This is a genomic window from Arthrobacter sp. TmT3-37, from assembly GCF_054510835.1.
Genome location: NZ_JBTNDU010000002.1, coordinates 397,014 through 421,451 on the forward strand (window position 1 = coordinate 397,014; position 24,438 = coordinate 421,451).

General features: G+C 70.1%; 21 protein-coding genes and 1 tRNA gene. 17 read left to right on the top strand and 5 right to left on the bottom strand.

Annotation, left to right across the window (positions count from 1 at the left end):
- The first annotated feature begins 70 nt into the window (after window positions 1–70).
- From ACX80U_RS04645 to ACX80U_RS04720, 16 genes are all read left to right on the top strand, one after another.
- Complete coding sequence (locus tag ACX80U_RS04645) at window positions 71–1,615, top strand: ABC transporter ATP-binding protein (RefSeq protein ID WP_459267576.1); 1,545 nt, start codon at window positions 71–73, stop codon at window positions 1,613–1,615.
- Window positions 1,612–3,003 carry an ABC transporter permease gene (locus tag ACX80U_RS04650; protein WP_459267577.1) on the top strand — a complete coding sequence of 464 codons (1,392 nt, stop codon included), beginning with the start codon at window positions 1,612–1,614 and terminating at the stop codon, window positions 3,001–3,003. Before ACX80U_RS04645 ends, ACX80U_RS04650 begins: the two co-directional genes overlap by 4 nt.
- Window positions 3,000–4,292, top strand: coding sequence for an ABC transporter permease (locus ACX80U_RS04655; protein WP_459267578.1), 1,293 nt, complete (start codon window positions 3,000–3,002; stop codon window positions 4,290–4,292). Before ACX80U_RS04650 ends, ACX80U_RS04655 begins: the two co-directional genes overlap by 4 nt.
- Before the next feature lie 13 nt (window positions 4,293–4,305).
- The gene (locus ACX80U_RS04660) at window positions 4,306–4,701 is read left to right on the top strand and encodes a cytidine deaminase (RefSeq protein WP_133082751.1); all 396 of its coding nucleotides are present in this window, start codon (window positions 4,306–4,308) and stop codon (window positions 4,699–4,701) included.
- A 93-nt stretch (window positions 4,702–4,794) separates the two neighbouring features.
- Window positions 4,795–6,081, top strand: a complete 1,287-nt coding sequence (locus ACX80U_RS04665) for a thymidine phosphorylase (protein ID WP_459267579.1) — start codon at window positions 4,795–4,797, stop codon at window positions 6,079–6,081.
- Window positions 6,082–6,510: 429 nt separating this feature from the next.
- Window positions 6,511–7,194 carry a VTT domain-containing protein gene (locus ACX80U_RS04670; protein ID WP_133082753.1) on the top strand — a complete coding sequence of 228 codons (684 nt, stop codon included), beginning with the start codon at window positions 6,511–6,513 and terminating at the stop codon, window positions 7,192–7,194.
- A gap of 24 nt (window positions 7,195–7,218) precedes the next feature.
- Window positions 7,219–8,364 carry an adenosine deaminase gene (locus ACX80U_RS04675; RefSeq protein ID WP_133082754.1) on the top strand — a complete coding sequence of 382 codons (1,146 nt, stop codon included), beginning with the start codon at window positions 7,219–7,221 and terminating at the stop codon, window positions 8,362–8,364.
- A gap of 8 nt (window positions 8,365–8,372) precedes the next feature.
- Window positions 8,373–9,071, top strand: a complete 699-nt coding sequence (locus ACX80U_RS04680) for a MazG nucleotide pyrophosphohydrolase domain-containing protein (RefSeq protein ID WP_459267580.1) — start codon at window positions 8,373–8,375, stop codon at window positions 9,069–9,071.
- A 153-nt stretch (window positions 9,072–9,224) separates the two neighbouring features.
- Window positions 9,225–10,505 (top strand): phosphopyruvate hydratase, encoded by a 1,281-nt coding sequence (gene eno, locus ACX80U_RS04685; RefSeq protein ID WP_133081978.1) that lies wholly within the window; start codon window positions 9,225–9,227, stop codon window positions 10,503–10,505.
- Window positions 10,506–10,602: 97 nt separating this feature from the next.
- Window positions 10,603–11,442, top strand: coding sequence for an FtsB family cell division protein (locus ACX80U_RS04690; RefSeq protein WP_459267581.1), 840 nt, complete (start codon window positions 10,603–10,605; stop codon window positions 11,440–11,442).
- Between the two features lie 55 nt (window positions 11,443–11,497).
- A complete protein-coding gene (locus ACX80U_RS04695; protein ID WP_459267582.1) occupies window positions 11,498–12,301 on the top strand; it encodes a DUF501 domain-containing protein in 804 nt (267 codons plus the stop codon).
- Window positions 12,301–13,245: a Ppx/GppA phosphatase family protein gene (locus ACX80U_RS04700; RefSeq protein WP_459267583.1), complete on the top strand. Its 945-nt coding sequence runs from the start codon at window positions 12,301–12,303 to the stop codon at window positions 13,243–13,245. Before ACX80U_RS04695 ends, ACX80U_RS04700 begins: the two co-directional genes overlap by 1 nt.
- Window positions 13,246–13,249: 4 nt before the next feature.
- Window positions 13,250–14,698: a S8 family serine peptidase gene (locus ACX80U_RS04705; protein WP_459267584.1), complete on the top strand. Its 1,449-nt coding sequence runs from the start codon at window positions 13,250–13,252 to the stop codon at window positions 14,696–14,698.
- A 35-nt stretch (window positions 14,699–14,733) separates the two neighbouring features.
- Complete coding sequence (locus ACX80U_RS04710; protein WP_459267585.1) at window positions 14,734–16,173, top strand: NAD(P)/FAD-dependent oxidoreductase; 1,440 nt, start codon at window positions 14,734–14,736, stop codon at window positions 16,171–16,173.
- A gap of 116 nt (window positions 16,174–16,289) precedes the next feature.
- Window positions 16,290–16,362, top strand: a tRNA-Leu gene (locus tag ACX80U_RS04715).
- Between the two features lie 240 nt (window positions 16,363–16,602).
- Entirely contained in the window at window positions 16,603–18,000 is a 1,398-nt protein-coding gene (locus ACX80U_RS04720; RefSeq protein WP_133081984.1) for an ABC transporter substrate-binding protein, read from the top strand.
- Window positions 18,001–18,146: 146 nt separating this feature from the next.
- On the opposite strand, the gene ACX80U_RS04725 is transcribed toward ACX80U_RS04720, so the two are convergent.
- The 5 genes from ACX80U_RS04725 to ACX80U_RS04745 form a co-directional block, all read right to left on the bottom strand.
- Window positions 18,147–18,857 (bottom strand): hypothetical protein, encoded by a 711-nt coding sequence (locus tag ACX80U_RS04725; protein WP_459267586.1) that lies wholly within the window; start codon window positions 18,855–18,857, stop codon window positions 18,147–18,149.
- 150 nt (window positions 18,858–19,007) lie between these two features.
- Complete coding sequence (locus ACX80U_RS04730) at window positions 19,008–19,751, bottom strand: ABC transporter ATP-binding protein (protein WP_133081986.1); 744 nt, start codon at window positions 19,749–19,751, stop codon at window positions 19,008–19,010.
- Window positions 19,748–20,728, bottom strand: coding sequence for an ABC transporter ATP-binding protein (locus ACX80U_RS04735; protein ID WP_459267636.1), 981 nt, complete (start codon window positions 20,726–20,728; stop codon window positions 19,748–19,750). The genes ACX80U_RS04730 and ACX80U_RS04735 overlap by 4 nt, the downstream gene beginning before the upstream one ends.
- Before the next feature lie 143 nt (window positions 20,729–20,871).
- On the bottom strand, window positions 20,872–21,852 hold the full coding sequence (locus ACX80U_RS04740) for a branched-chain amino acid ABC transporter permease (protein ID WP_133081987.1): 981 nt from the start codon (window positions 21,850–21,852) through the stop codon (window positions 20,872–20,874).
- Between the two features lie 9 nt (window positions 21,853–21,861).
- The gene (locus ACX80U_RS04745) at window positions 21,862–23,202 is read right to left on the bottom strand and encodes an ABC transporter permease subunit (protein WP_459267587.1); all 1,341 of its coding nucleotides are present in this window, start codon (window positions 23,200–23,202) and stop codon (window positions 21,862–21,864) included.
- A gap of 294 nt (window positions 23,203–23,496) precedes the next feature.
- On the opposite strand from ACX80U_RS04745, the gene ACX80U_RS04750 reads away from it, so the two are divergent.
- On the top strand, window positions 23,497–24,351 hold the full coding sequence (locus tag ACX80U_RS04750) for a Bax inhibitor-1/YccA family protein (protein ID WP_459267588.1): 855 nt from the start codon (window positions 23,497–23,499) through the stop codon (window positions 24,349–24,351).
- Window positions 24,352–24,438: the final 87 nt, after the last annotated feature.

Consider the following 24,438-nt stretch of genomic DNA (forward strand, 5'->3'; position numbering starts at 1 on the left):
CCCCGGAGCCGTGGCCGGTATCCTTTCCGGTGACGTCCACCGACGACAACAGAACAGAACAGGCTGGGTTGTGAAACTCGAACTGATCGGCATCACGAAGCGTTTCGGATCGCTCGTCGCCAACGACTCCATCGATCTCGTCGTGGAACCAGGACAGGTCCACAGCCTGCTCGGCGAGAACGGGGCCGGCAAGTCCACGCTCATGAACGTGCTGTACGGCCTCTACGACCCCACCGAGGGCGAGATCCGCGTCAATGACAAGCCGGTGACCTTCAAGGGACCGGGCGACGCGATGGCCGCGGGGATCGGCATGGTGCACCAGCACTTCATGCTGGTGCCGGTGTTCACCGTCGCGGAGAACGTGGCACTGGGCAACGAGGCCACCAAGGCCGGCGGGATGCTCAACCTGCAGGAGACCCGGACGCGCATCCGGCAGATCTCGGACCAGTACGGGTTCGACGTCGACCCCGACGCGGTCGTCGAGGACCTGCCGGTCGGCGTCCAGCAGCGCGTCGAGATCATCAAGGCGCTCGTCCGCGACGCCGAGGTCCTCATCCTCGACGAGCCGACAGCCGTCCTGACGCCCAAGGAGACCGACGAACTGCTCGGGATCATGGCGCAGCTCAAGGCGAACGGCACATCCATCGTCTTCATCTCGCACAAGCTCCGCGAGGTCAAGGCCGTCTCCGACGTGATCACCGTGGTCCGCCGCGGCAAGGTCGTCGGAACCGCCGACCCCAGCGCCCCGACCACGGAACTCGCGTCCCTCATGGTGGGGCGCGCCGTCAGCCTGACCCTGGACAAGAAGCCGGCCGCGCCGGGCGAGGTGACCTTCCGGGTCCGGGACCTCACCGTCCAGGCCCCCAACGGGCAGCGAGTGGTGGACGGCCTGAGCTTCGAGGTCGCCGAGGGCGAGATCCTCGCCGTCGCGGGTGTCCAGGGCAACGGCCAGACCGAACTCACGGAGGCGATCATGGGCCTCCAGGACCACGTCACCGGATCGATCACCCTCGGCGGGAACGAGCTCCTGGGCCGCAGCGTCAAGGACGTCATCCGCGCCGGCGTCGGCTTCGTCCCCGAGGACCGCAGCGTCGAGGGGCTCGTCGGGACGTTCTCCGTCGCCGAGAACCTCATCCTCAACCGGTACGACGACGCGCCCTTCGCGAAGGGACTCTCCATGTCCCCGTCGGCCATCGAGAAGAACGCCGACGAGAAGATCGCCGAGTACGACGTGCGCACGCAGTCCGCGTCCGCCGCCGCGGGCACCCTCTCCGGCGGCAACCAGCAGAAGGTCGTCATGGCCCGCGAGTTCTCGCGGCCCCTCAAACTGTTCATCGCCTCGCAGCCCACGCGCGGCGTCGACGTCGGTTCCATCGAGTTCCTGCACCGCAGGATCGTCGCGGAGCGCGACGGCGGCACGCCCGTCATCATCGTCTCCACCGAACTCGACGAGGTCCTCGAGCTCGCCGACCGGATCGCGGTCCTCTACCGCGGCCGCCTCATGGGGATCGTGCCCGGGTCCGTGTCACGCGACGTGCTCGGCCTGATGATGGCCGGCATGCCCGCCGAGGAAGCCCTGGCGCAGACACACGACATCCAAGGAGGAAACCTGTGAGCCCGCAGGACGACCGGCCGGTATCCCCGGCTCCCGACGGCGGCGCCCCGCCGACCCGCCGGGAAGCGAAGGAGGCCGCACGCCAGGACGAGGTGCGCCTCGAGAACGCCGTCGAGACGGCAGGCGGGGAGGTACCCCCTCCGGCGGTACCCGCGACGGCGGCGAGCCGCGGACCCGCGCCGGAGTCGCCCCTCCTACAGCGCATCATGACGGGGAACGCGCTCGTCGCCTTCCTGTCGGTGGTGCTGTCCCTGATCCTCGGTGGAGTGCTCATCGCGGTCACCGACCAGAACGTGGCGCGGGCGTCGTCGTACTTCTTCAGCCGCCCGCAGGACACCCTCGGTGCTGCCTGGACGGCGGCGTCGAGCGCCTACATCGCGCTCTTCCAGGGCTCCGTCTTCAACTTCGGCGGAGATTCCTTCTCCCGCATGATCTACCCCCTGACGCAGACCCTGACCGTCGCGACCCCGCTGATCTGCGCGGGGCTCGGCGTGGCCCTCGCCTTCCGGGCCGGCCTCTTCAACATCGGTGCCCAGGGACAGATCCTGATCGGCGCCACGTTCGCGGGCTGGATCGGCTTCACGCTCCATCTGCCCGTCGGCCTCCACCTGCTGCTCGTGATCCTCGCGGGCATGGTCGGCGGCGCCGTCTGGGCCGGTCTCGTGGGCCTCCTGAAGGCTCGGACCGGTGCGCACGAGGTCATCCTGACGATCATGTTCAACTACATCGCGACGAACCTGGTGCTGTACTTCCTGAGCACCCCGGCGTTCCAGCGGCCGGGTTCCACGAACCCGATCAGCCCGCAGCTCGACGCGAGCGCCCTGTACCCGCCGCTGCTCGGTCCCGCGTTCCGCCTGCACTGGGGCTTCGTCGTCGCCGTCCTGGCCACCGTCTTCGTGTGGTGGCTGCTCAACCGGTCGACCGTCGGGTTCGAGCTCCGTGCCGTCGGCGCCAACGCGAGCGCGGCCCGCACCGCCGGTGTCAACGTCAGCAGGGGCTACATCCTCGCGATGGCCATCGCCGGGGCCCTCGCCGGCCTCGCCGGCGTGGCCCAGGTCTCCGGGACCGAGAAGGTCCTCACCTCGGGCGTCGCCGCGAGCTTCGGCTTCGACGCGATCACGGTGGCACTCCTCGGCCGGTCCTCGCCGTGGGGCACCTTCGCGGCGGGCATCCTCTTCGGCGCCTTCCGCGCCGGGGGAGTGGCCATGCAGGCCTCGACGGGCACGAGCATCGACATCGTCCTCGTCGTGCAGTCGCTGATCGTCCTCTTCATCGCGGCGCCGCCACTCGTCCGTGCGCTCTTCCGCCTCCCGGCACCGGGCGCCGCGCGCACGGGCAAGGGCGGCACCCCTCACCGCAGGCCAGCCTCGACCGGAGCAGCAGCATGAGCACAGCAACCACCGCTCGCGACGAGCGCCAGAACGCAGCCGGCGACGCGGCCGTGCGGAGCTGGAAGAACCCGATCATCCTCTCCGTCGTCGCCCTCTTCGCCCTCCTCGTCTTCGCACTCGGAGCGCCGGGCAACGACGTCACGTTCAGGCTGTCGGAGGAGAACGACCCGATCGTCCTGCCGTCCATCGTGGTGTCCGCCCCGGTGATCGGCTGGATCGCGGCACTCGCGATGATCGCCCTCGCCGTCCTCGCGATCCTGCGCACGCGCTCGGGGCGGAAGATCCCCGCCTGGCTGCTGGCCGTCTTCGCCGTCCTGTTCCTCGTCGCGTTCCTGACGTGGGTCGTCGGCAGCGCCCGCACCCCCAACGTCGCCCTCTACGGTCTCCTCGCCGGATCCGTCACCCTGGCCGTGCCGCTGATCTTCGGCTCGCTCTCGGGCGTGCTGTGCGAGCGCTCCGGCGTCGTGAACATCGCGATCGAGGGCCAGCTGCTGTTCGGCGCGTTCGCGGCCGCGGTCGCGGCGTCGCTGTCCGGGAGTGCCTTCGTCGGCCTCCTCGCCGCGGCGGTGGCAGGCGTCCTCGTGTCCCTCGTCCTCGCCGTCTTCAGCATCCGCTACGTCGTGAACCAGGTGATCGTCGGCGTCGTGCTGAACGTCCTGGTCTCCGGGCTGACCGGCTTCCTGTTCTCCGCCGTGCTGAGCGAGGACGCGGAGCGGTGGAACTCGCCGCCGCGCCTGCCCGTGATCGAGATCCCGCTGCTCGCGGACATCCCGGTGATCGGCCCGATCCTCTTCCAGCAGACCATCGTGGGCTACCTCATGTACGTCGCGGTGGCCGTCGTCTACGTGGCGCTCTACCACTCGCGCTGGGGCCTGCGCACGCGCGCCGTCGGCGAACACCCCAAGGCCGCCGACACCCTCGGCGTCAACGTCAACCGCATGCGCTTCACCAACGTGCTGCTCGCGGGCGTCGTCGCGGGCGTCGGAGGATCCTTCTTCACGCTCGTCGCCGTCTCGGGCTTCGGCCGCGACATGACCGCGGGCCAGGGCTACATCGCGCTCGCCGCCCTGATCTTCGGTCGCTGGAACCCGATCGGGGCCTTCTTCGCGGCGCTGCTGTTCGGCTTCGCCACGAACCTGTCCAACGTGCTCAGCCTGCTCGGCACGCCCGTGCCGGACCAGTTCCTGCGCATGCTGCCGTACGTGGTGACGGTCTTCGCGGTCGCGGGGCTCGTCGGCCGCTCGCGGGCACCGGGCGCCAGCGGTATCCCGTACATCAAGGGCTAGGAGGCTCAGCAGCATGACCGACGACGAGATCCCCTGGGACTCCCTGGCCGCCACGGCGAGGGACGCCATGGAACGCGCCTACGTCCCCTATTCGAAGTACCCCGTGGGGGCCGCGGCCCTGCTCGAGGACGGCCGGATCATCTCCGGCTGCAACGTGGAGAACGCCTCCTACGGTCTGACCCTGTGCGCGGAGTGTGCGCTCGTGAGCGCGCTGGCCATGAGCGGCGGCGGGCGCATCCGGGCGTTCAGCTGCGTGGACGGCGAGGGCAGCACCCTCATGCCGTGCGGGCGCTGCCGCCAGCTGCTGTACGAGTTCCGGGCGCCGGACATGGTGCTCATGACCGTCAGCGGCATCCGCACCATGGACGAGGTCCTGCCGGACGCCTTCGGGCCGCAGCACCTCGCCTGATCCAGGGGCGCGGCCGGACAGGCCGCGCCCCTCCTCTTCCCCTTCCCATTCCACGGCTCCTGCCAGGAGCCGCACCACGATCCGAGGATCCCCATGACCGAAGCCTTCGACGCCGTCGACATCATCCGTACCAAGCGCGACCGGGGCACGCTCTCGCCCGAGCAGATCGACTGGACCATCGACGCCTACACGCGCGGCGTCATCGCCGACGAGCAGATGGCCGCCCTCAACATGGCGATCCTGCTCAACGGCATGGACCGCGCCGAGATCTCGCGCTGGACCGCCGCGATGATCGCCTCCGGCGAGCGCATGGACTTCTCCTCGCTCGGCCGCCCCACCAGCGACAAGCACTCCACCGGGGGCGTCGGCGACAAGATCACCCTGCCGCTGGCCCCGCTCGTCGCCGTCTTCGGGGTCGCCGTGCCGCAGCTCTCCGGACGCGGCCTCGGCCACACGGGGGGCACCCTGGACAAGCTGGAATCCATCCCCGGCTGGCGTGCGCACCTCAGCAACGAGGACATGCTGCGCCAGCTCGCCGAGGTGGGCGCGGTCATCTGCGCCGCCGGGACGGGACTGGCCCCCGCGGACAAGAAGCTCTATGCCCTGCGCGACGTCACGGGGACCGTCGAGGCCATCCCGCTCATCGCGTCCTCGATCATGAGCAAGAAGATCGCCGAGGGGACCGGGTCGCTGGTCCTGGACGTGAAGGTGGGCAGCGGGGCCTTCATGAAGGACGTCGACCAGGCACGCGAGCTCGCCGAGACCATGGTGGCCCTCGGCAAGGACGCCGGCGTGAACACCGTGGCGCTCCTCACCGACATGAGCACACCCCTCGGACTGACGGCCGGCAACGCCATCGAGGTCGAGGAGTCGGTGGAGGTCCTCGCCGGCGGCGGACCGGCCGACGTCGTCGAGCTCACCGTGCGCCTCGCGGAGGAGATGCTCGCGTGCGCGGGCGTGCACGACGCCGACCCGGCGGCCGCGCTGAAGGACGGACGCGCGATGGACGTCTGGAACAGGATGATCGAGGCGCAGGGCGGAGACCCCCGCGCGACCCTGCCCGTGGCGAAGGAGTCCGAGGTCGTCCTGGCGCCGGCCGACGGCGTGCTCGTGGGCCTCGACGCGCTCTCGGTGGGCGTCGCCGCCTGGCGGCTCGGAGCCGGCCGTGCCCGCAAGGAGGACCAGGTGCAGGCGGGGGCCGGCGTGCGGCTGCACGCGAAGCCGGGAGCCTCCGTGCGTGCGGGGGAGCCCCTGATGACCCTGCTCACGGACACCCCGGAGAAGTTCGACCGTGCACGGGACGCGCTGGCCGACGCCGTCGTGATCGCACCGGAGGGTTCCCGCCCGGCGCAGCAGCTCATCATCGACCGCATCGCCTGAGGTCCGCATCGCCTGAGTCCGGATCGCCTGAGTCCGGATCGCCTGGGTCCGGATCGCGTGAGTCCGGATCGCCTGGGTCCGGATCGCCTGGGTCCGGATCGCCTGGGTCCGGATCGCCTGAGTCCGGATCGCCTGAGTCCGGATCGCCTGAGGTCCGGATCGCCTGAGGTCCGGATCGGGCCACCTCCGGTGCGACCCCTAGGGGAACGGGCGCCGGCCTCATCCCTGGGGGTGAGGCCGGCCGCGGGCCGGATCGCCCGCAAGGGCGACGACCCGGGACGGCTGCCGCGGGTAGCGTCGACGGCAGACGCGCGGCAGCGGTTCCCGGTTCCCCCCGGCACCGCGACGGCGTCGTCCGGCCCCGTTCCGACGACCGCCTCCACCCCTGGTGGCGGGTCGCACGGGGTGTACCGGCGGAGGAGCCCCAGGATGGATGCGATCACCAGTGCCCTCGACGGCATCAGCGACGTCGTGCTGGCCGCCGCGGAGCAGCCCTGGGTGTACCTCCTGGTGCTCGTGTGCTGCGTCGTGGACGGTTTCTTCCCGCCGTTCCCCAGCGAGTCCGTCGTCGTCGGCCTCGCGTCGCTCGTCCTCACCCAGGGCGTGCCGAACCCCTGGCTGCTGATCCTGGTCGCGGCCGCGGGCGCGTTCCTCGGCGACAACATCGCCTTCCGCTTCGGCCGGGGGATCGGCACCACGCGCTTCCGGTGGATGAGGCGACCGCGCATGCAGCGGTCCTTCACCTGGGCGGGGAACGAACTCGCGAAGCGGGCCGCGTCACTGATCCTGGTGGCGCGCTTCATCCCGATCGGCCGCGTGGCGGTCAACCTCACGGCGGGGGCCACCGGGTACTCGCAGCGCCGGTTCGTCGCCCTCACGGCCCTCTCCGGTGTGGTGTGGGCCGGCTACTCCGTGGGTATCGGCGCGGTCGCGGGGACCTGGTTCCAGCACAACCATCTGCTGGGCGTCGCGGTGGCCGTCGGGATCGCCGTCGTCCTCGGGTTCCTCGTGGACCGCGTGATCGCCCTCGTCCGCGGCTCGACGCCGCTCCAGGCCGCCGTCGAGGAGCCCCAGGACTCTCCCGAGCCGGCCCGGGAGACGAGCCCTCCCTGAGGCGCATCGCGTAGGCTTGACGGCGTGACCCAGACCCAGAACGACGCTGCCATCGACATCCGGACCCTGCCGAAGGTCTCCCTCCACGACCACCTCGACGGCGGCCTGCGGCCGGCCACCATCCTCGAGCTCGCCGCCGACATCGGGCACGAGCTCCCGGCACCGGACGCCGAGTCCCTCGGGACCTGGTTCCGCGAGTCCGCGGACTCGGGATCGCTCGAGCGGTACCTCGAGACCTTCGACCACACCATCGCGGTCATGCAGACGCGGGAGGGGCTCACGCGGGTCGCCCGGGAGTTCGTCGAGGACCTGGCGCTGGACGGCGTGGTCTACGGGGAAGTGCGGTGGGCGCCGGAGCAGCACACGCAGAAGGGCCTGACTCTCGACGAGGCCGTCGAGGCGGTCCAGGAAGGCCTCGAGGCGGGTGCCGCGGCGGCCATCGCCGCGGGGCGCGTCATCCAGGTGGGCCAGCTCATCACGGCGATGCGGCACGCCGACCGCGGCCAGGAGATCGCCGAGCTCGCCGTCCGCCACCGCGACCGCGGCGCCGTCGGCTTCGACATCGCCGGGGCGGAGAACGGCTTCCTGCCCTCGCGCTTCGCCGACGCCTTCACGTACCTCGCCTCCGAGCAGTTCCCGGCGACCGTGCACGCGGGCGAGGCGGCCGGGCTGGACAGCATCCAGGACGCCCTCGTCGCGGGACGTGCGCTGCGCCTCGGCCACGGCGTCCGCATCGCCGAGGACATCGAGATCGAGGAGTCGGCGGACGACGACGCCGCCGACGGCGAGGAGGTCGGCATCGCCAACCTGGGCCGTATCGCCTCCTGGGTCCGCGACCGCGGCATCCCGCTCGAGCTGTGCCCGTCGTCGAACCTGCAGACCGGCGCCATCGCGGCCTTCGGCGACACGATCGACGCCCACCCCTTCGACCTGCTGTACCAGCTGGGCTTCAAGGTCACCGTGAACACCGACAACCGCCTGATGAGCGGCGTGACCCTGACGGGCGAGTTCGAACTCCTCGTCGGCACGTTCGGCTACGACCTCGGCGACCTGCTCGAACTGACCCTCAACGCGGTGGACGCCGCGTTCCTGCCGCTCGAGGACCGCGAAGCCCTGGCCGAGCACATCACCGCGAGCTTCGACAGGGCCGCGGGCCGGGCCGCCGCCTAGCCGCTCCGGTGACGGACGCAGCAGCGGCACGGCCAGGAGCCGCGCCCGGAAGGCCTCCGGGCGCCGCGGTCGGCCGCCTGGTGGAGGTGGTGGACCTCCTCCGCCGGCACTGCCCCTGGACGGCTGCGCTGGAGCCGGCGTCGCTGCTCGAGTACCTCGTCGAGGAGACGTACGAGCTCTACGAAGCGGTCGACGACGTCGCCCGCGCCGAGCGGCCGTCGCAGGAGCTCCTGGACGAACTGCGCGGGGAGCTGGGGGACGTGCTCTTCCAGGTGGTCCTCCACGCACAGCTGCAGGCCGAGGTCGGATCCTTCGGGCTCGCCGAGGTTGCTGAGGGGCTGACCGCCAAGCTCGTGCGGCGGAATCCCCACGTGTTCTCGCCCGACGGAGCCCTGCGCGGCGGACCGGCCGGATCGGTCGCGGACATCGTCGCCACGTGGCAGGCCGTCAAGCAGCAGGAACGCCCGGCCCGCACGTCCCCCTTCGACGGCATCCCGCACCACCTTCCTGCTCTCGCCTTCGCCGCCAAGACGCTCGCACGGGCGGGAGAGCGGGGCGACGGCGGGCCCGACCCTGCGGGCGAAGCCGGGCTGGGCCGGGAACTGCTGGAGCTGGTGCGGCGCGCCGTGGCGAGCGGCGTGGATCCCGAGCGCGCACTGCGCCGGGCCGTACTGGACTACCAGCAGGACGTCGTCGGCGGTGCGTGAGCCCTGCGACGGCGCCGCCCGCGTCACACGCGGGTGATCCACCCCACGTGCAGGACGGACGTGAACTAGGGTGGGAGCAACACCTCCGTTGCTCCGACAAAGACGTCCCAACATGATGTGAACCCCTACACTCCAACGAAGAGGAGCAAATCCATGGCCATCATCGACGCCATCCACGCGAGGGAGATCCTCGATTCCCGCGGCAACCCCACGGTCGAGGTCGAGGTCCTGCTCGACGACGACACCTTCGGCCGCGCGGCCGTCCCCTCCGGTGCCTCCACCGGCGCCTTCGAGGCCAACGAGCGCCGCGACGGCGAGAAGGACCGCTACCTCGGCAAGGGCGTCCTCCAGGCCGTCGAGGCCGTCATCGAGCAGATCCAGCCGGCACTCCTCGGGTTCGACGCCGCGGACCAGCGTGCCATCGACCAGGCGATGATCGACCTGGACGGTACGGAGAACAAGTCCAACCTGGGCGCCAACGCGATGCTGGGCGTCTCCCTCGCCATCGCCCGCGCCGCCGCCGAGTCCTCGGCCCTGCCGCTCTACCGCTACCTCGGCGGCCCGAACGCGCACGTCCTGCCGGTACCCCTGATGAACATCCTCAACGGCGGTTCGCACGCCGACTCGGACGTCGACATCCAGGAATTCATGATCGTCCCGCTCGGCGCGCAGTCCTACTCCGAGGGACTCCGCTGGGGCGTCGAGGTCTACCACGAACTGAAGTCCGTGCTGAAGGAGAAGGGCCTCGCCACCGGCCTCGGCGACGAGGGCGGGTTCGCCCCGAACCTGCCGTCCAACCGCGACGCACTGGATCTCATCACCACCGCCGTCGAGCGCGCGGGCTACACCCCGGGGACCGACATCGCGTTCGCCCTCGACGTCGCCGCCTCCGAGTTCTACAAGGACGGCGCCTACCAGTTCGAGGGCAAGGCCCTCAGCACGGAGGAGATGAGCGCCTACTACGTGGAGCTCGTCCGCGACTACCCGCTGGTCTCCATCGAGGACCCCCTCGACGAGGACGACTGGGAGGGCTGGAAGCACCTCACGGACTCGATCGGCGACAAGGTCCAGCTGGTCGGCGACGACCTGTTCGTCACGAACCCCGTGCGCCTGGCCAAGGGGATCTCGAACCAGACCGCCAACTCGCTGCTGGTGAAGGTCAACCAGATCGGCACCCTCACGGAGACGCTCGACGCCATCTCCATGGCGCAGCGTGCCGGCTACACGACGATCACCTCGCACCGTTCGGGTGAGACCGAGGACACCACGATCGCCGACATCTGCGTGGCCACCAATGCGGGCCAGATCAAGACGGGTGCTCCTGCACGGAGCGAGCGGGTGGCCAAGTACAACCAGCTGCTGCGCATCGAGGAGGAGCTCGACGACGCCGCCCGCTACGCCGGACGCAGCGCCTTCCCGCGTTTCACGGCCTAGTTGATCCGCAGTTGATCGGCAGGGCGGTTACCCTCGTTAAGCGGGTCCCGCGAGGGACCCGACGCGACCACACGCGAAAGCATTGACGAGGAGCTTCATGACTGCCCGCCGCCCCAACGTGCCGCGAGCCGGCCGTCCGACGCCTGTGGCGGAGGAACGGCCGGCTCCCGGGACGGCCAGGGGCCAGACCCCTGCCCACGGCCCGCGGACGTCCGGCTCCGCAACCCCGGCCGGTCCGGGATCGGCCGGTCGTGGCCATGTGCCGTCCCCGGGCCGACCGCGACCCTCGGGATCCGCACTGCCCGGGACCGCCGCACCGCGGACCGCAGGACCCTCCGCGACGAAGGATCCCCGCGGGGCCGGCGGAACGGCGGGAACGACGCCTGCGCGCTCTGTGCGCCAGGCCGCGGCCTCCACTCCGCCCGGAGCCTCGAAGCCGTCATCCCCGTCCGAGGCGCGGGCCGCCGAACGGTCCCAGCTCGCCGGCAGCATCCGCCGCGGCAGGCTCGGTGCCAGTCGTGCCGAGACCGCCATCCAGCCGGCGGAGGAGGCGACGCCGATCCCCGCGAAGTCCTTCTCCGGTCGCCTGCTGGCGCTCGCCGTCGTGCTCATCGCCGTGATCGTGCTGCTGGCGCCGTCCGTGAGCAGGTACCTGCAGCAGCAGGCGGAGCTCGACGCGCTCCGTGCGGACATCGCCCGGCAGCAGCAGGAGCAGGCGGACTACCGGTCGGAGCTCGCCCGCTGGGACGACCCGGCCTTCGTCCGGCAGCAGGCGCGCGAGCGCATCTTCCTCGTGATGCCGGGCGAGACCCGGTACCTGGTCAAGGGCGCCGACGGGATCGAGGACAGCACGGGCGAGGGCTCGGCCGCCGACCCGGCCGACCTGCCCTGGGTCGACTCCCTCTGGAGCTCGGTCGCCCGCGCAGCGACAGATTGAGCGGGCCGGGCGCCCCCGCGAACCGTACGCCCCGGAGCGTCCAGGAAGGAACAGCGTGACCCACCACGACCAGCATGACGAGCGCGACGAGCGCGGTCCCGAGGGACAGGATCCCCGGACCCCCAGCGCACGCGACCTCGACGTCCTCAGCCGCCAGCTCGGCCGCCCCGTGCGGGACGTCGTCGAGATCGGGGCGCGGTGCGTCTGCGGCAACCCGCTCGTCGCCACCACCGCACCCCGCCTCTCGAACGGCATCCCGTTCCCCACCACCTACTACCTCAGCCATCCCGTGGTCACCTCCGCCGTGTCGCGGCTCGAGGCCGACGGCGTCATGACCGAGATGAGCGACCGGCTGACCGCCGACGCCGGCCTCGCCGAGCGCTACCGGGCCGCCCACGAGGCGTACCTCGCCGCGCGCGACGCCGTCGGGCAGCGGGCCGGGACCGGCCCGGTCCCCGAGATCGACGGTGTCTCGGCCGGAGGCATGCCCACCCGCGTCAAGTGCCTGCACGTCCTCGTGGGCCACTCGCTCGCGGCGGGACCCGGGGTCAATCCGCTGGGCGACGAGGCGATCGCACGGATAGCGCCGTGGTGGACGCCGGAGCACTGCTCCTGCGACGGGGCCTGGGACACCACGGGGCAGGCACCCCACGCCGACCTCAGCCGGCACACCAGGACCCAGGGCCTGAGCCCCGAGGAGCTTGAGGCGAAGCGGGCGGCGCGCCGCCGCGGAGCGGAGCCGGACGGCACGGCAGACGCGAGCACGCCGGTCGACGGGGCCCATGCGGCTTCCACCACGGCTTCCACCCCGGCTTCCACCACCGCTTCAGCCCCCAGCGGCGCCACCGAGGAGAAGTAATGCGTACAGCTGCCATCGACTGCGGCACCAATTCCATCCGACTCCTGATCGCGGACATCGCGGACGGGGTCCTCATCGACGTCGAACGACTCATGCGCGTGGTGCGCCTCGGCGAGGGGGTCGACGCGACCGGCCGACTCTCGGAGGCGGCGCTCACGCGGACCTTCGCCGCGACCGAGGAGTATGCGGAGCTCATCGACCGGCACGGCAACCCGCCGGTGCGCTTCGTCGCGACGTCGGCGTCCCGCGACGCCGAGAACCGCCAGGACTTCGTCGACGGCATCCGGGCACGGCTGGGCGTCGAGCCGGAGGTCGTCTCCGGCGACGAGGAGGCGAGGCTGTCCTTCGCCGGCGCCGTGAGCGTCCTCGAGGCTGCCCGCGACGAGACGGTCCTGGTGATCGACCTCGGCGGCGGGAGCACGGAGTTCGTGGCCGGGACGGCCGGCGGCCTCATCGCCGCGCGGAGCACCGACATGGGGTGCGTCCGCTACACGGAGCGCTTCCTCAAGGACAACCCCCCGACGCCGGACCAGATCGCGGCAATGGAGGCGGAGGTCGGCCGCATGATGGACGACGCCGCGGCGCAGGTCCCCCTGGACAGGATCACGAAGATCGTCGGCGTCGCCGGGAGCGTCACCACGGTCACCGCGCACGCCCTCGGTCTCCCGTCCTACCAGCCGGAGCGGATCCACGGCGCGGAGCTGCCGATCCCGGTGGTCTCGGCGGCGGCAGCGGACCTCCTGCACATGACGCGGCAGGGCAGGGCCGCACTGCCCTACATGCACCCCGGCCGCGTCGACGTGATCGGTGCGGGAGCGCTCATCTGGAGGTCGATCGTGGAGCGCGTCGCCGACGTCACGGACGGCCGGGTCTCGACGGCGGTCACGAGCGAGCACGACATCCTCGACGGGATAGCCCTCGGCATCGCGGAGCGGGAACGGTGAGATGATGCGCACCCGACGGCGCCTCGCCGTGCGGACGGGCGCCGCCGTCGTCGTCGGCCTGGTGGCCCTGCTGCCGGCCGCGGTGCCCGCCGCGGCGGACGAGGTGCGTGCCAAGGAGTACTGGCTCGAGGACTACGGCATCGCCGAGGCCTGGAGGAGCACGCAGGGTGAGGGCGTCACGGTGGCCGTGATCGACAGCGGGATCGACGGGAACCATCCGGATCTGGCCGGTGCCGTGGTGGGCGGCACGGACGCCTCCGGCGCGGGAGATCCGCGGGGGCAGCGCGGCATCGGGGAGGTGCCCGGCCACGGCACCCTCGTCGGGACCCTCCTGGCCGGACGCGGGCACACCGACGGACCGGAGCAGGCGGGACCGTCGGCCCGGCCGTCCGGCGGCAGCACGGCGAAGGCCACGCCCGCGCGGGACCCCTTCGGCCAGTACGGCGAGGGGCCGGACGGCATCGTGGGGGTGGCCCCGAAGGCCGACCTGCTCGCCGTCTCGGTGTGGATCGAGGGGCAGAACAGCGGCCCCAACCCCGCAGGCGTGACGGTGGACGAGCAGGTACCGGCCGCCGTCCGCTGGGCCGTCGACAACGGCGCCGACGTCATCAACATGTCCCTCGGCAGTACCAGTACCGCCTGGCCGGAGAGCTGGGACGAGGCCTTCCTGTACGCGGAGCAGAACGACGTCGTCATCGTCGCCGCCGCAGGCAACCGGGCCGGGGGACTGACCCAGGTCGGCGCGCCCGCCACGATCCCCGGCGTCCTCGCGGTCGCAGGACTCGACCGGTCCGGCGTCGCGAGCGCCGAGGCGTCCTCGGAGGGCATCAGCATCGCGGTCGCCGCTCCGTCCGAGAATCTCGTCGGAGGCCTGCCCGGTGGTTTCTACGCCGACTGGTCCGGCACCTCCGGCGCGGCACCCCTCGTGTCCGGCGTCGCCGCGCTCATCCGGTCCAGGTACCCCGAGCTCTCGGCAGCGCAGGTCGTCAACCGCATCGTCGGCACCGCGCGCGATGCAGGCCGCCCGGGGTTCGACACGCTCTACGGCTACGGCGTGCTCGACGTCGCCGCCGCTGTCGGGGAGGACCTCGCGGTGCCGGAGGAGAACAGGCTCGGCAGCATGGCGGAGTGGATCCAGCTCTACCGCCGCGGGGGCACGGCGCCCACACCCCTGCCCACGCCGCCGGATCTCCCCGCGGCAGAGGTGATCCCTCCACCGCCGGTACCGACGGCCGAGGATCCGCTCGCGTCGGTCCACACCGTACCCGCCGTCGTCGTCCTCGGATCCGGCGCCCTGATGCTCGCCGTGCTGGCGGGCGGGGGGCTGCACGTGACCCGCGTGAGGAGGCGCCGGACCGGGTCCGCCGGGGACGAACCGGGCCCGGTCGTGGCGGTCCCGGGACGCGGGAACGAGCGGGGAGCGCCAGGGGTTCCGCGTCCGCCACGGAGTTAGTGAAGATTTTCACAAAGTCCGGTAGCATCGGGGACATGGCATCGAACCCACACTTCTCGGACCGCCCGCGCATCCTCGTCGTCGGCGGCGGTTACGTAGGCCTCTACGTCGCGCACAGGCTGCAGAAAAAGGTCAAGGACCACGGCGGGATCGTCACGCTGGTCGATCCGCTGCCCTACATGACCTACCAGCCGTTCCTCCCCGAGGTCGCCGCCGGCAGCATCGAACCGCGCCACGCGATCGTGTCCCACCGCAAGCACCTGCGGAAGACGGAGCTCATCTCGGGCAAGGTCACCTCGATCGACCACGCAGGCCGCAAGGCCACGATCGCCCCCACGGGCGGCGGTGACCCGTTCGACCTCGGCTACACCGACGTCGTCGTCGCTGCCGGTTCCATCACGCGTACCTTCCCGATCGACGGGCTCAAGGACCAGGGCATCGGCCTCAAGACCATCGAGGAGGCCGTGGCGCTCCGCGACCGGATGCTCGAGCGCATCGAGACGGCCTCCGTCCTGCCCGAGGGTCCCGAGCGCGATAGCGCCCTGACCTTCGTCGTCGTCGGCGGCGGATTCGCCGGGATCGAGACCATCACGGAGATGGAGGACGCGGCCCGCGACGCCGTGAAGGCCAACGGACGCCTCAGCCGCTCCGATCTGCGCTTCGTCCTCGTCGAGGCCATGGGACGCATCATGCCCGAGGTCACCGCCGAGCAGGCCGAGTGGGTCGTCGGCCACCTCCGCTCCCGCCAGATCGAGGTCCTGCTGAACACGTCGCTCTCCAGCGCCGTCGACGGCACCCTCAAGCTCATCAACATGCCGGACAAGACGCCCGCCGACGAGTTCGAGACCGACACCCTCATCTGGACCGCCGGTGTGCAGGCCAACCCCGTGGTCCGCTCCACCGACTTCCCGGTCGACGAGCGCGGCCGCGTCCGTGCCACCCCCGAGCTGCGCATCACGGGTGACGACGGACCCATCGAGCACGCCTGGACCGCCGGCGACGTCGCTGCCGTGCCGGACCTCACCGGTGGGGGAGTCGGCGGCTTCTGCGTCCCGAACGCCCAGCACGCCGTGCGCCAGGCCAAGCTCCTCGCCGCCAACATCCTGGCGGCGAACTACGGGCTGGGTGAGGTCAAGGAGTACCGCCACACCAACCTCGGCGCCGTGGCCGGATTCGGCCAGTTCAAGGGTGTCGCGAACATCATGGGCTTCGGCATGAAGGGCTTCCCGGCCTGGCTCGCACACCGCGGCTACCACGGCTTCGCGATGCCCATGTACGAGCGCAAGGCCCGCGTGATCGTCAACTGGAGCATGAGCTTCCTGTTCGGCCGCGACCTGGCCCCGATCTCGGACCTCCAGACGCCCCAGCGCCAGTTCCGCGAGGCGGCCACCCCGCCGCCGAAGAAGGACACGGCGCTGCAGAGCCAGCCGCCCACGCCGGCAGGCAAGGCCGCATCCGCGAAGGCTTCCGCCTGACGTAGCGCAGCACAGCACGAAGAACGACGGCGACCGCCTCCCCGGGGTCGCCGTCGTTCTTCGTGGAGCGTGTCCGGGAGGTCCGCGTGTCCGCGGTACGCTTGACCGGCCGGCCGGCCCCAGTAGCCCAATGGCAGAGGCAGCAGACTTAAAATCTGTTCAGTCAGGGTTCGAGTCCCTGCTGGGGCACTCCCCGTCCACGGCCCACCGTCCTGTTTCGAACCGCACGGCTGCCGTCCGTCGATAGGCAGTGGACTGAGTAGCGCCCGCTGTCAAGAGTGCGTTCCACCTCCTGTGATGAGCGTTACAAGGATGTAACCCGATTCCCTTATCTCAGACACAAAATTGCATTAGTTTTTCCTACAAGCCAGGAACACCTGGCAATCGCGTCAAAGGCGGCAAGAGCCTTTCGGTCGAGGAGACTAATTAATGACTGCATCACGCAACTCCGCGCGGTTCGGCATCGGGGAGAATGCCCCGCGCGCGGCAAAGGTCGCTGCCCTGAGCCTGGGCATCGCGCTCTTTGCCTCCGGCTGCGGTGGCGGCGGGACCACGGGTTCCGAGGCCGAGGGTGGCGACACCGAGACCACCGCTGCTGCCGGCACTTCTGCACTGGCCTGTCCCGAGAGCGAGGGCGGCACCGGTGAGGAGCAGGGCGAGAAGGGTGATCCCGCAGCCGTACCGGCCAGCAAGACCACGAGCCCGGAGCCGCTCAAGATCGGCTCCATCCTGCCGACCACCGGCACCCTCGCGTTCCTCGGCCCGCCCGAGATCGCCGGCGTCAACCTCGCCGTCGAGGAAGTCAACGCCGCAGGCGGTGTGCTGGGCCAGGACATCTCGATCACGCACCGTGATTCCGGTGACACCACCACCGACATCGCGACCCAGTCCGTGACCGATCTGCTCTCGCAGAACGTCAGCGCCATCGTCGGTGCCGCATCGTCGGGCGTCTCGAAGACCGTCATCAACCAGATCACCGGTGCCGGCGTGGTGCAGTTCTCGCCCGCCAACACCGCCGCCGAGTTCACGACCTGGGACGACCAGGGACTGTACTTCCGCACCGCTCCCTCGGACGTCCTCCAGGGCCGCACGCTCGGCAACTACATCATGACCTGTGGCGCCCAGACCGTCGGCATGATCACCCTGAACGACGCGTACGGCACCGGCCTGCAGGGCACCATCCAGGAGACCGTCGAGTCGGCGGGCGGCCAGGTCGTCGCCAACGAGATGTTCAACACGGGTGACTCGCAGTTCTCGAGCCAGGTGGACGCGATCGCCGCGGCGAAGCCGGATGCGATCGTCCTCATCAGCTTCGACGAGGCCAAGAGCATCGTCCCGCTGCTCGTCGCCAAGGGCATCGATGCCAGCACGCTGTTCATGGTCGACGGCAACACCTCCGACTACAGCGCGGACCTCGACGCAGGAACCCTCGAAGGAGCCCAGGGCACCATCCCCGGCCCCTTCACCGGAACCGGCTTCCAGGAGAGCCTCGCGACGATCGACCCGAACCTCACCAGCTACGCCTACGCCGGCGAGAGCTACGACGCCGTGAACCTCATCTCGCTCGCCTCCGAGGCCGCGGGAAGCGTCGAGGGCACGGAGATCGCGAAGCAGCTCGAGTCCGTCTCGAAGGACGGTACCAAGTGCTTCGACTTCGCGGGCTGCGTCACGCTCCTGCGCGAGGGCGAGGACATCGACTACGACGGAGTGTCCGGTCCCGTGACCTTCGACGAGAACGGTGACCCCACCGAGGCCGCCATCGGTATCTACAAGTACGACGCCGAGAACAAGCCCCAGCCGAGCCGTTCCGAGGTCGGAAAGCTCTAGTCCGGGATTCCACCCCGATCGGAAGACACACGCAGAAGGCCCCGGCCACCCTTCCCAGGAAGGCGTGGACGGGGCCTTCTCCGTGCACGGCGTGAGCCGAGGAGGCGCGGCGTCGACCGCGCGGCCCTGGGCAGGGCGGTGCAGGGTCAGGCGTCCCCCGGCCGGCGCCTGGAGAGGGCGTAGGAGGGCTCGCGGACCCTGCGGGCCCAGTCGTAGGTCCCGGCGCCGGCCAGGGGGTGCAGCACGGCGTCGAAGCGCAGGTCCTTCTCCTCACCCTGCAGGTCCAGGCGGAGCGTCAGGGTGCCGAAGTGCTGCCAGGGACCGCGCGGCGTCGCGAAGTACAGGCCGAGCTGCCACGGAGCAGCCCCCAGCGCCCGCTGGAACGCCCGCAGCGAGGAGGGCAGGCCCGAGGGGGTGAGCGTCCGGGCACCGAGCAGCACGGGGCCGTCCTCGCCGCGGTACGGCATCATCGTGGTCAGGGGAGCCCGTGAGGTGCGGAGCCGGGGGACCAGGGCGAAACGCGCAGGGAAGGACCACCCGGTCGAGGACAGCAGGACGTCCGAGAACGTCGACGGTGCCGGCGCGGTCTCCGGATGATGGATCCGCACCGCGAGGCCGACGATGTCCGGCAGCCCGTCCGGGGTCCCCACCGACCGCGAGAGGCGCGCCGTGGCCGGGCCCGTGCTCGGCTGGTCGATCCATGGGATCCCGCTGCGGAGGCCGTGGTCGTGCACCACGACGTCGCCGTCGAGCCTCAGACCGCGCGCATGGATGGGGCGGTGCCGGCGTACGTGCTTGATGCCGCGGAACAGGACCTCGAACCCCTTGCCGATCGTGGTGCTGGCCAGTCCTGCCATGTGTCCGGGGTCCCTCCGTCGTCCTGCCCGTCTCTCTTCCCCAACCTAGCGGCCATTAAACGGCTGTGGGCGGAGCCGCTGCCGGCTCCGCCCACCCCTTGCGCTCTGCGCCCGGATCACTCCCGCGCCCGGTGGATCACCGGACCCCGCTCAGGCGGTGTCCGCGAGCGTGCCGAGGTACAGCTGGATGACCTTCGGGTCCTTCATCAGTTCCCGGCCTGTCCCCGTGTACGCGTCCTTGCCCTGGTCCAGCACGTAGGCGCGGTCGCAGATCTGGAGGCAGCGGCGCGCGTTCTGCTCCACCATGATCACGGAGACCCCGGCCCGGTTGATCTCGTGGACCCGGAGGAACGTCTCGTCCTGCTTGACGGGGGAGAGGCCCGCCGAGGGCTCGTCCAGCAGCAGGACGGCCGGGTCCATCATGAGCGCGCGGCCCATGGCGACCATCTGGCGTTCGCCGCCCGACAGCGAGCCGGCCCGCTGCGCCTTGCGCTTGCCCAGTTCGGGGAAGAGTCCCGCCACGAAGTCGAAGCGTTCCTTGAAGTCCTTGGGCCGCTGGTACATGCCCATCTGGAGGTTCTCCTCGATGGTCAGCGTGCCGAAGACGTTGTTGTTCTGCGGCACGAAGCCGACGCCCCGGCTGACGAGCCGGTTCGCCTTCAGGCCCGTGAGGTCCTGTCCACGCACCACGACGGTGCCGGAGTGGACCTTCACGAGGCCGAACATCGCCTTCAGGAGTGTGGACTTGCCCGCTCCGTTGGGGCCGATGATGCCGATCAGCTCACCGCGCCGTGCCTCGATGCTGCAGCCGTTCAGGATGTTCACGCCGGGGATGTAGCCCGCGACGAGGTCGGTGACCTTGACCACCGAGTCGCCCTCGAATTCCTCTCTCACTTCGTCTCCTCATCCTTGTGCGAGCCCGCAGCGTGTGCGCCGCCGACCTCCGTGACGCCGTGGCCGAGGATTCCCTCGTCCTCCGTGCCGACGACCGACTCCTCGTCCTGCGCGAGCTCCTCCTCGAGGCGTTCGATGCCCGTGGAGTCCCCGAGGTCGACGTCGTGGTGGGCGCCGAGGTACGCGTCGATGACGGCCTGGTCCTTCATGACGATGTCCGGCGGACCCTCGGCGACGACCTTGCCCTCGGCCATGACCACGACCCAGTCGGCGATGTGGCGCACCATGTGCATGTCGTGCTCGACGAAGAGGACGGTCATCCCCTCCGACTTCAGGTTCTTGATGTGGTCGAGGAGCGACTGCGTGAGCGCCGGGTTGACGCCCGCCATCGGCTCGTCGAGCATCACGAGCCGAGGCCGGACCATGAGCGCCCGGGCCATCTCGAGGAGCTTGCGCTGCCCGCCGGAGAGCGAGGCGGCGTAGTCGTCCCGCTTCGTGTCGAGCTTGAACTTCGTGAGCAGCACCTCGGCCTGCTGAGTGATCTCGCGTTCACGCCCGCCCCAGATCCCCTTGAAGAGGGCGCGGGCCAGGCTCTCGCCCGGCTGGTCCGTCGCGCCGAGCCGCATGTTCTCCATGACGGTGAGCTTGCCCATGACCTTGGTGAGCTGGAACGTGCGGACCATGCCCATCCGTGCCACCTTGTGCGAGGCGACCTTCGCCAGGGGCTTCCCGTCGAACTCCCAGTCGCCGCTGTTCGGCACGTCGAAGCCCGTCAGCAGGTTGAACAGGGTGGTCTTCCCGGCGCCGTTGGGACCGATCAGGGCCGTGATCCTGTGCCGGGGGATCTCGAGGTGCTCGACGTCGACGGCGTTGATGCCGCCGAAGCTGCGCGTGACGTTGCGGGCGACGACGATGGGGTCGCGCTTGCGGCACCCGGGGCCGGCCGCCTCGGTGGTGATCGGCTCGGAGTCCGTCATGTGGTCGTGCGGGGCTCCCGCCGCGGGGGCCGGACCGCCACCGTCCGCCGGGACGCCTGCCGCGTGGGCACCGCCCGGACCGTCGGGGAGCCCGGCGGTGCTGCCCGTCGCGCCGTTGCTGTTGCTGTCGCCGTGGTTGCCGGTCATGCGAACGCCAACTCCTTCTTGTTACCCAGGACGCCCTGCGGCCTGAAGACCATGAGCAGCATCAGTGCGACACCCACGAGGATGTAGCGCAGCTGACCCGCCTGCGAATTGGACAGGAACGTGATGGCGCCGACCTCGATCGCGCCGTACAGGAGTCCCTGCGTCAACGACAGCACCACCCAGAAGATCATCGCCCCGATGACCGGGCCGAGGACAGTGGCCATGCCGCCGAGGAGGAGGCAGGTGTAGAGGAAGAACGTCAGCTCGGTCGCGTAGTTCGCGGGCTGGACGGCACCGCGGGGCAGGGTGAAGATGATGCCGGCGAGCGAACCGAGGACACCGCCGATCACGAGTGCCTGCATCTTGTAGGCGTAGACGTTCTTGCCGAGCGAGCGCACCGCGTTCTCGTCCTCGCGGATCCCCTTGAGGACGCGGCCCCAGGGGCTGCGCATCAGGAGCCAGACGACGAGGCACGCGAGGATCACGACGGCCCAGCCGACGACGCGGATCCACAGGTCCCGTCCGCTCATGTCGAGGGGGCCGACCGCGTAGCTGTCGTTCCTGAACGGGTTGAGCGAGTAGAACCCGCCCTCGAACGCCGCGAGTCCGTTCGCGGATCCCGTGATGTCCGTGAGGCCGTTGGTCGTGACGATGTACCGGATGATCTCGGCCGCGGCGATGGTGACGATGGCCAGGTAGTCGGCGCGGAGGCGCAGGGTGGGGATGCCGAGCACGATCGCGAAGACGACCGATGCCAGCAGCGCCACCAGGACGGCCACGGGAAGCGGAGCGTTGAAGCTGAGCGTCGAGATGGCGTACCCGTAGGCTCCGACGGCCATGAAACCGGCCTGGCCGAAGTTCAGCAGGCCCGAGTAGCCGAAGTGGACGGCGAGGCCGAGAGCGGCGAGCGCGTAGGCGGCCGTCGTCGGGCTGATCAGTTCGCCGAACGCGTTGATGAGGATGTTTCCGAAGTCCATGGGGAGCCCCTAACCTATGCGCTCTCGGCGGCCGAGGATACCCTGCGGCCGGAACAGGAGCACGAGAATCATGATCAGCAGCGCTCCCACGTATTTGAGGTCTGCCTCGAGCCAGATGGTGGAGATCTCCACGAACAGCCCGACGATGATGGAGCCGACCAGTGCACCGAAGACGGTGCCCAGGCCACCGAGCGTGACGCCGGCGAAGATGAGCAGCAGGATCTGCTGCCCCATGTTGTAGGAGACGCCGGGACGGTAGTAGGCCCAGAGGATCCCGCCGAGGGCGGCGAGCATGCCGCCCATGACCCACACGATCCGGATGACGCGGTCCACGTCGATGCCTGATGCGGCCGCGAGGGCGGGGTTGTCGGCGACCGCGCGGGTCGCCTTGCCGATGCGTGTCCGCAGGAGCAGGAACGCGACCGCCAGGATGATCACGAGGCTCACGATCAGCGACGTCAGGTTGTTGCGCGAGATCGAGATGGAGCCGAGATCGATGATCTGGCTCTGCGAGCCGGGCAGCTGCTGCGTGGCGCCACCGAAGAAGAACTGGATGATGTACCGCAGTGCCAGCGCGAAGCCGATGCTGACGATCATCATCGGGACGAGTCCCGTGCCGCGCCGGCGGAGGGGCTTCCACAGCCCGGCGTCCTGGACGTAGCCGAGGAGTCCACCGCCGAGGACCGCGAGGACGATGGCGACGGCGATCGGGAGGCCGGCGGCCGCGAAGGCGAAGGCCAGGACCGCGCCGAGGGTGACCATCTCGCCGTGGGCGAAGTTGGTGAGCCCCGTGGTGCCGAAGATCAGGGACAGTCCGACGGCGCTCAGGGCGAGCAGCAGGCCGAAGCTGAATCCGGCGAGTGCGCGTTCGGCGAGTGTCTCCAGGAACGAGGTCTGCTGGGCGACGATGCCCTCGCCGAAGAGGAACAGCGTGGTGGCGCTGGAGGTGTTGGCGAAGGTGACCTGGCGGGGATTCTCCTGCCCCTCGGCCAGGGCGATGCCCTCGGGAAGGGTGTCCTCGTCGATGGCGACCTCGTAGGTGCCCTGCTCGGGCACCCCGATGCTCCAGGCGCCGTTGGGGCCCGATGTGGCCTCCCCTTCGAATCCGTTGCCGGTGGCGGTGACGGTGACGTCGGCGATCGGACCGTCGGCACCGCGGAGCACGCCGCCGATCCGGTTGTCGAACTCCTGGGCCTGGACGGTGCCGGCGGTCCGGACCTGGTGCAGTGCCTGGTCGGGCAGCTGGGGAGACGCCTGCGCCGCAGGGGCGCCGAGCAGCACGGTGGCCAGGAGTCCGAGCACCAGCAGCAGGGACCTCCTGATCCGTGCAGGCGTCGATAGGGGAATCAAAATGGGAACCTCCACGGTGGGGGCAGGCCCGGCGGCGAGCCGACGGGATCAAGAGTTGTGACGAGTGTCACGGGCGTGGGGATCATGTTACTAGCGGCATGTTTCGTGATTTCGCAAAAGCATCGCGACGAGGTAGCGATTCGGTAACGAAAGTTTTACCAAGGGACCTTGGTGTTGTAATTCCGGCTGCCATTCCTCCCGTCCGGCCGGGTGCCCGGGAACAAAACCCCGGCCGGACCGTTGGAATTGGTAGGGTTTCAACAACACTCAGCCCCCTATTGGAGGACTACAGAAATGGCACTTGGCGGTAATCCGGTTTTCAACGGGAAGAATTTCCGTTCCGCTACCCGGGGCAACGCGGCTGCAGGCTTCGGCACCACGACCTACGCGGGTCAGACCGTCGCGAACCAGCAGCAGTTGGAGCACATGTACAACCAGCCGTCCGCCGGACCCGCGCAGACGGGCCGGATGACGTTCGACGACGTGATCGTCAAGACGCTCCTGTCCCTGGGAGTCGTCCTGGTGGGAGCCGCGATCCCTGCGTTCCTCGTTCCGGGCCTCGCCCTTCCCCTCATGGTGCTGGGTGCGCTCGGCGGTTTCGTGCTCGGCCTCGTCAACTCCTTCAAGCGTGAGCCGTCGCCCGCGCTGATCCTGGCCTACGCGGGTCTCGAGGGCCTCTTCCTCGGCGGCCTGACCATGTTCTTCGAGAGCATGTTCCCGGGCATCGCGCTGCAGGCGCTGCTCGGAACGCTGATCGTCTTCGGTGTCACCCTCGCCCTCTTCAAGAGCGGTAAGGTCCGTGCCACCCCGAAGGCCATGAAGTTCTTTCTGATCGCTATCATCAGCTACGCGGCCTTCTCCCTGCTGAACCTCGGCCTCATGGTCTTCGGTGCCACCGATGGCATGTTCGGACTCCGCAGTGCTGACATCCCGGGGACCAACATCCCCTTCGGTCTGGTCATCGGGCTCCTCGCCATCGGGCTGGCTGCCTTCTCGCTCATCGTCGACTTCACCTCGATCAGCGAGGGTGTCCGGCAGGGTGCTCCCCAGAAGTACTCGTGGACGGCCGCTTTCGGCCTCACCGTCACGCTCGTATGGCTCTACGTGGAGATCCTCCGACTCCTCGCGATCCTTCGGGGCGACGAGTAGCATCCGGACGCCCGGCCTGCCGGCCGGCTGAGGCGGATCACGAGCAGAGGGGCCCGCAACCGGGAGGTTGCGGGCCCCTCTGCTTTC

Bases quoted from the DNA above. Each gene is read 5' to 3' on its own strand.
- ACX80U_RS04660 (WP_133082751.1), top strand. From the start codon at position 4,306: ATGACCGACGACGAGATCCCCTGGGACTCCCTGGCCGCCACGGCGAGG.
- eno (WP_133081978.1), top strand. From the start codon at position 9,225: ATGGCCATCATCGACGCCATCCACGCGAGGGAGATCCTCGATTCCCGC.
- ACX80U_RS04720 (WP_133081984.1), top strand. From the start codon at position 16,603: ATGACTGCATCACGCAACTCCGCGCGGTTCGGCATCGGGGAGAATGCC.
- ACX80U_RS04710 (WP_459267585.1), top strand. From the start codon at position 14,734: ATGGCATCGAACCCACACTTCTCGGACCGCCCGCGCATCCTCGTCGTC.
- ACX80U_RS04700 (WP_459267583.1), top strand. From the start codon at position 12,301: ATGCGTACAGCTGCCATCGACTGCGGCACCAATTCCATCCGACTCCTG.
- ACX80U_RS04740 (WP_133081987.1), bottom strand. From the start codon at position 21,852: ATGGACTTCGGAAACATCCTCATCAACGCGTTCGGCGAACTGATCAGC.
- ACX80U_RS04735 (WP_459267636.1), bottom strand. From the start codon at position 20,728: ATGACGGACTCCGAGCCGATCACCACCGAGGCGGCCGGCCCCGGGTGC.
- ACX80U_RS04690 (WP_459267581.1), top strand. From the start codon at position 10,603: ATGACTGCCCGCCGCCCCAACGTGCCGCGAGCCGGCCGTCCGACGCCT.
- ACX80U_RS04655 (WP_459267578.1), top strand. From the start codon at position 3,000: ATGAGCACAGCAACCACCGCTCGCGACGAGCGCCAGAACGCAGCCGGC.
- ACX80U_RS04750 (WP_459267588.1), top strand. From the start codon at position 23,497: ATGGCACTTGGCGGTAATCCGGTTTTCAACGGGAAGAATTTCCGTTCC.
- ACX80U_RS04670 (WP_133082753.1), top strand. From the start codon at position 6,511: ATGGATGCGATCACCAGTGCCCTCGACGGCATCAGCGACGTCGTGCTG.
- ACX80U_RS04705 (WP_459267584.1), top strand. From the start codon at position 13,250: ATGCGCACCCGACGGCGCCTCGCCGTGCGGACGGGCGCCGCCGTCGTC.
- ACX80U_RS04665 (WP_459267579.1), top strand. From the start codon at position 4,795: ATGACCGAAGCCTTCGACGCCGTCGACATCATCCGTACCAAGCGCGAC.
- ACX80U_RS04725 (WP_459267586.1), bottom strand. From the start codon at position 18,857: ATGGCAGGACTGGCCAGCACCACGATCGGCAAGGGGTTCGAGGTCCTG.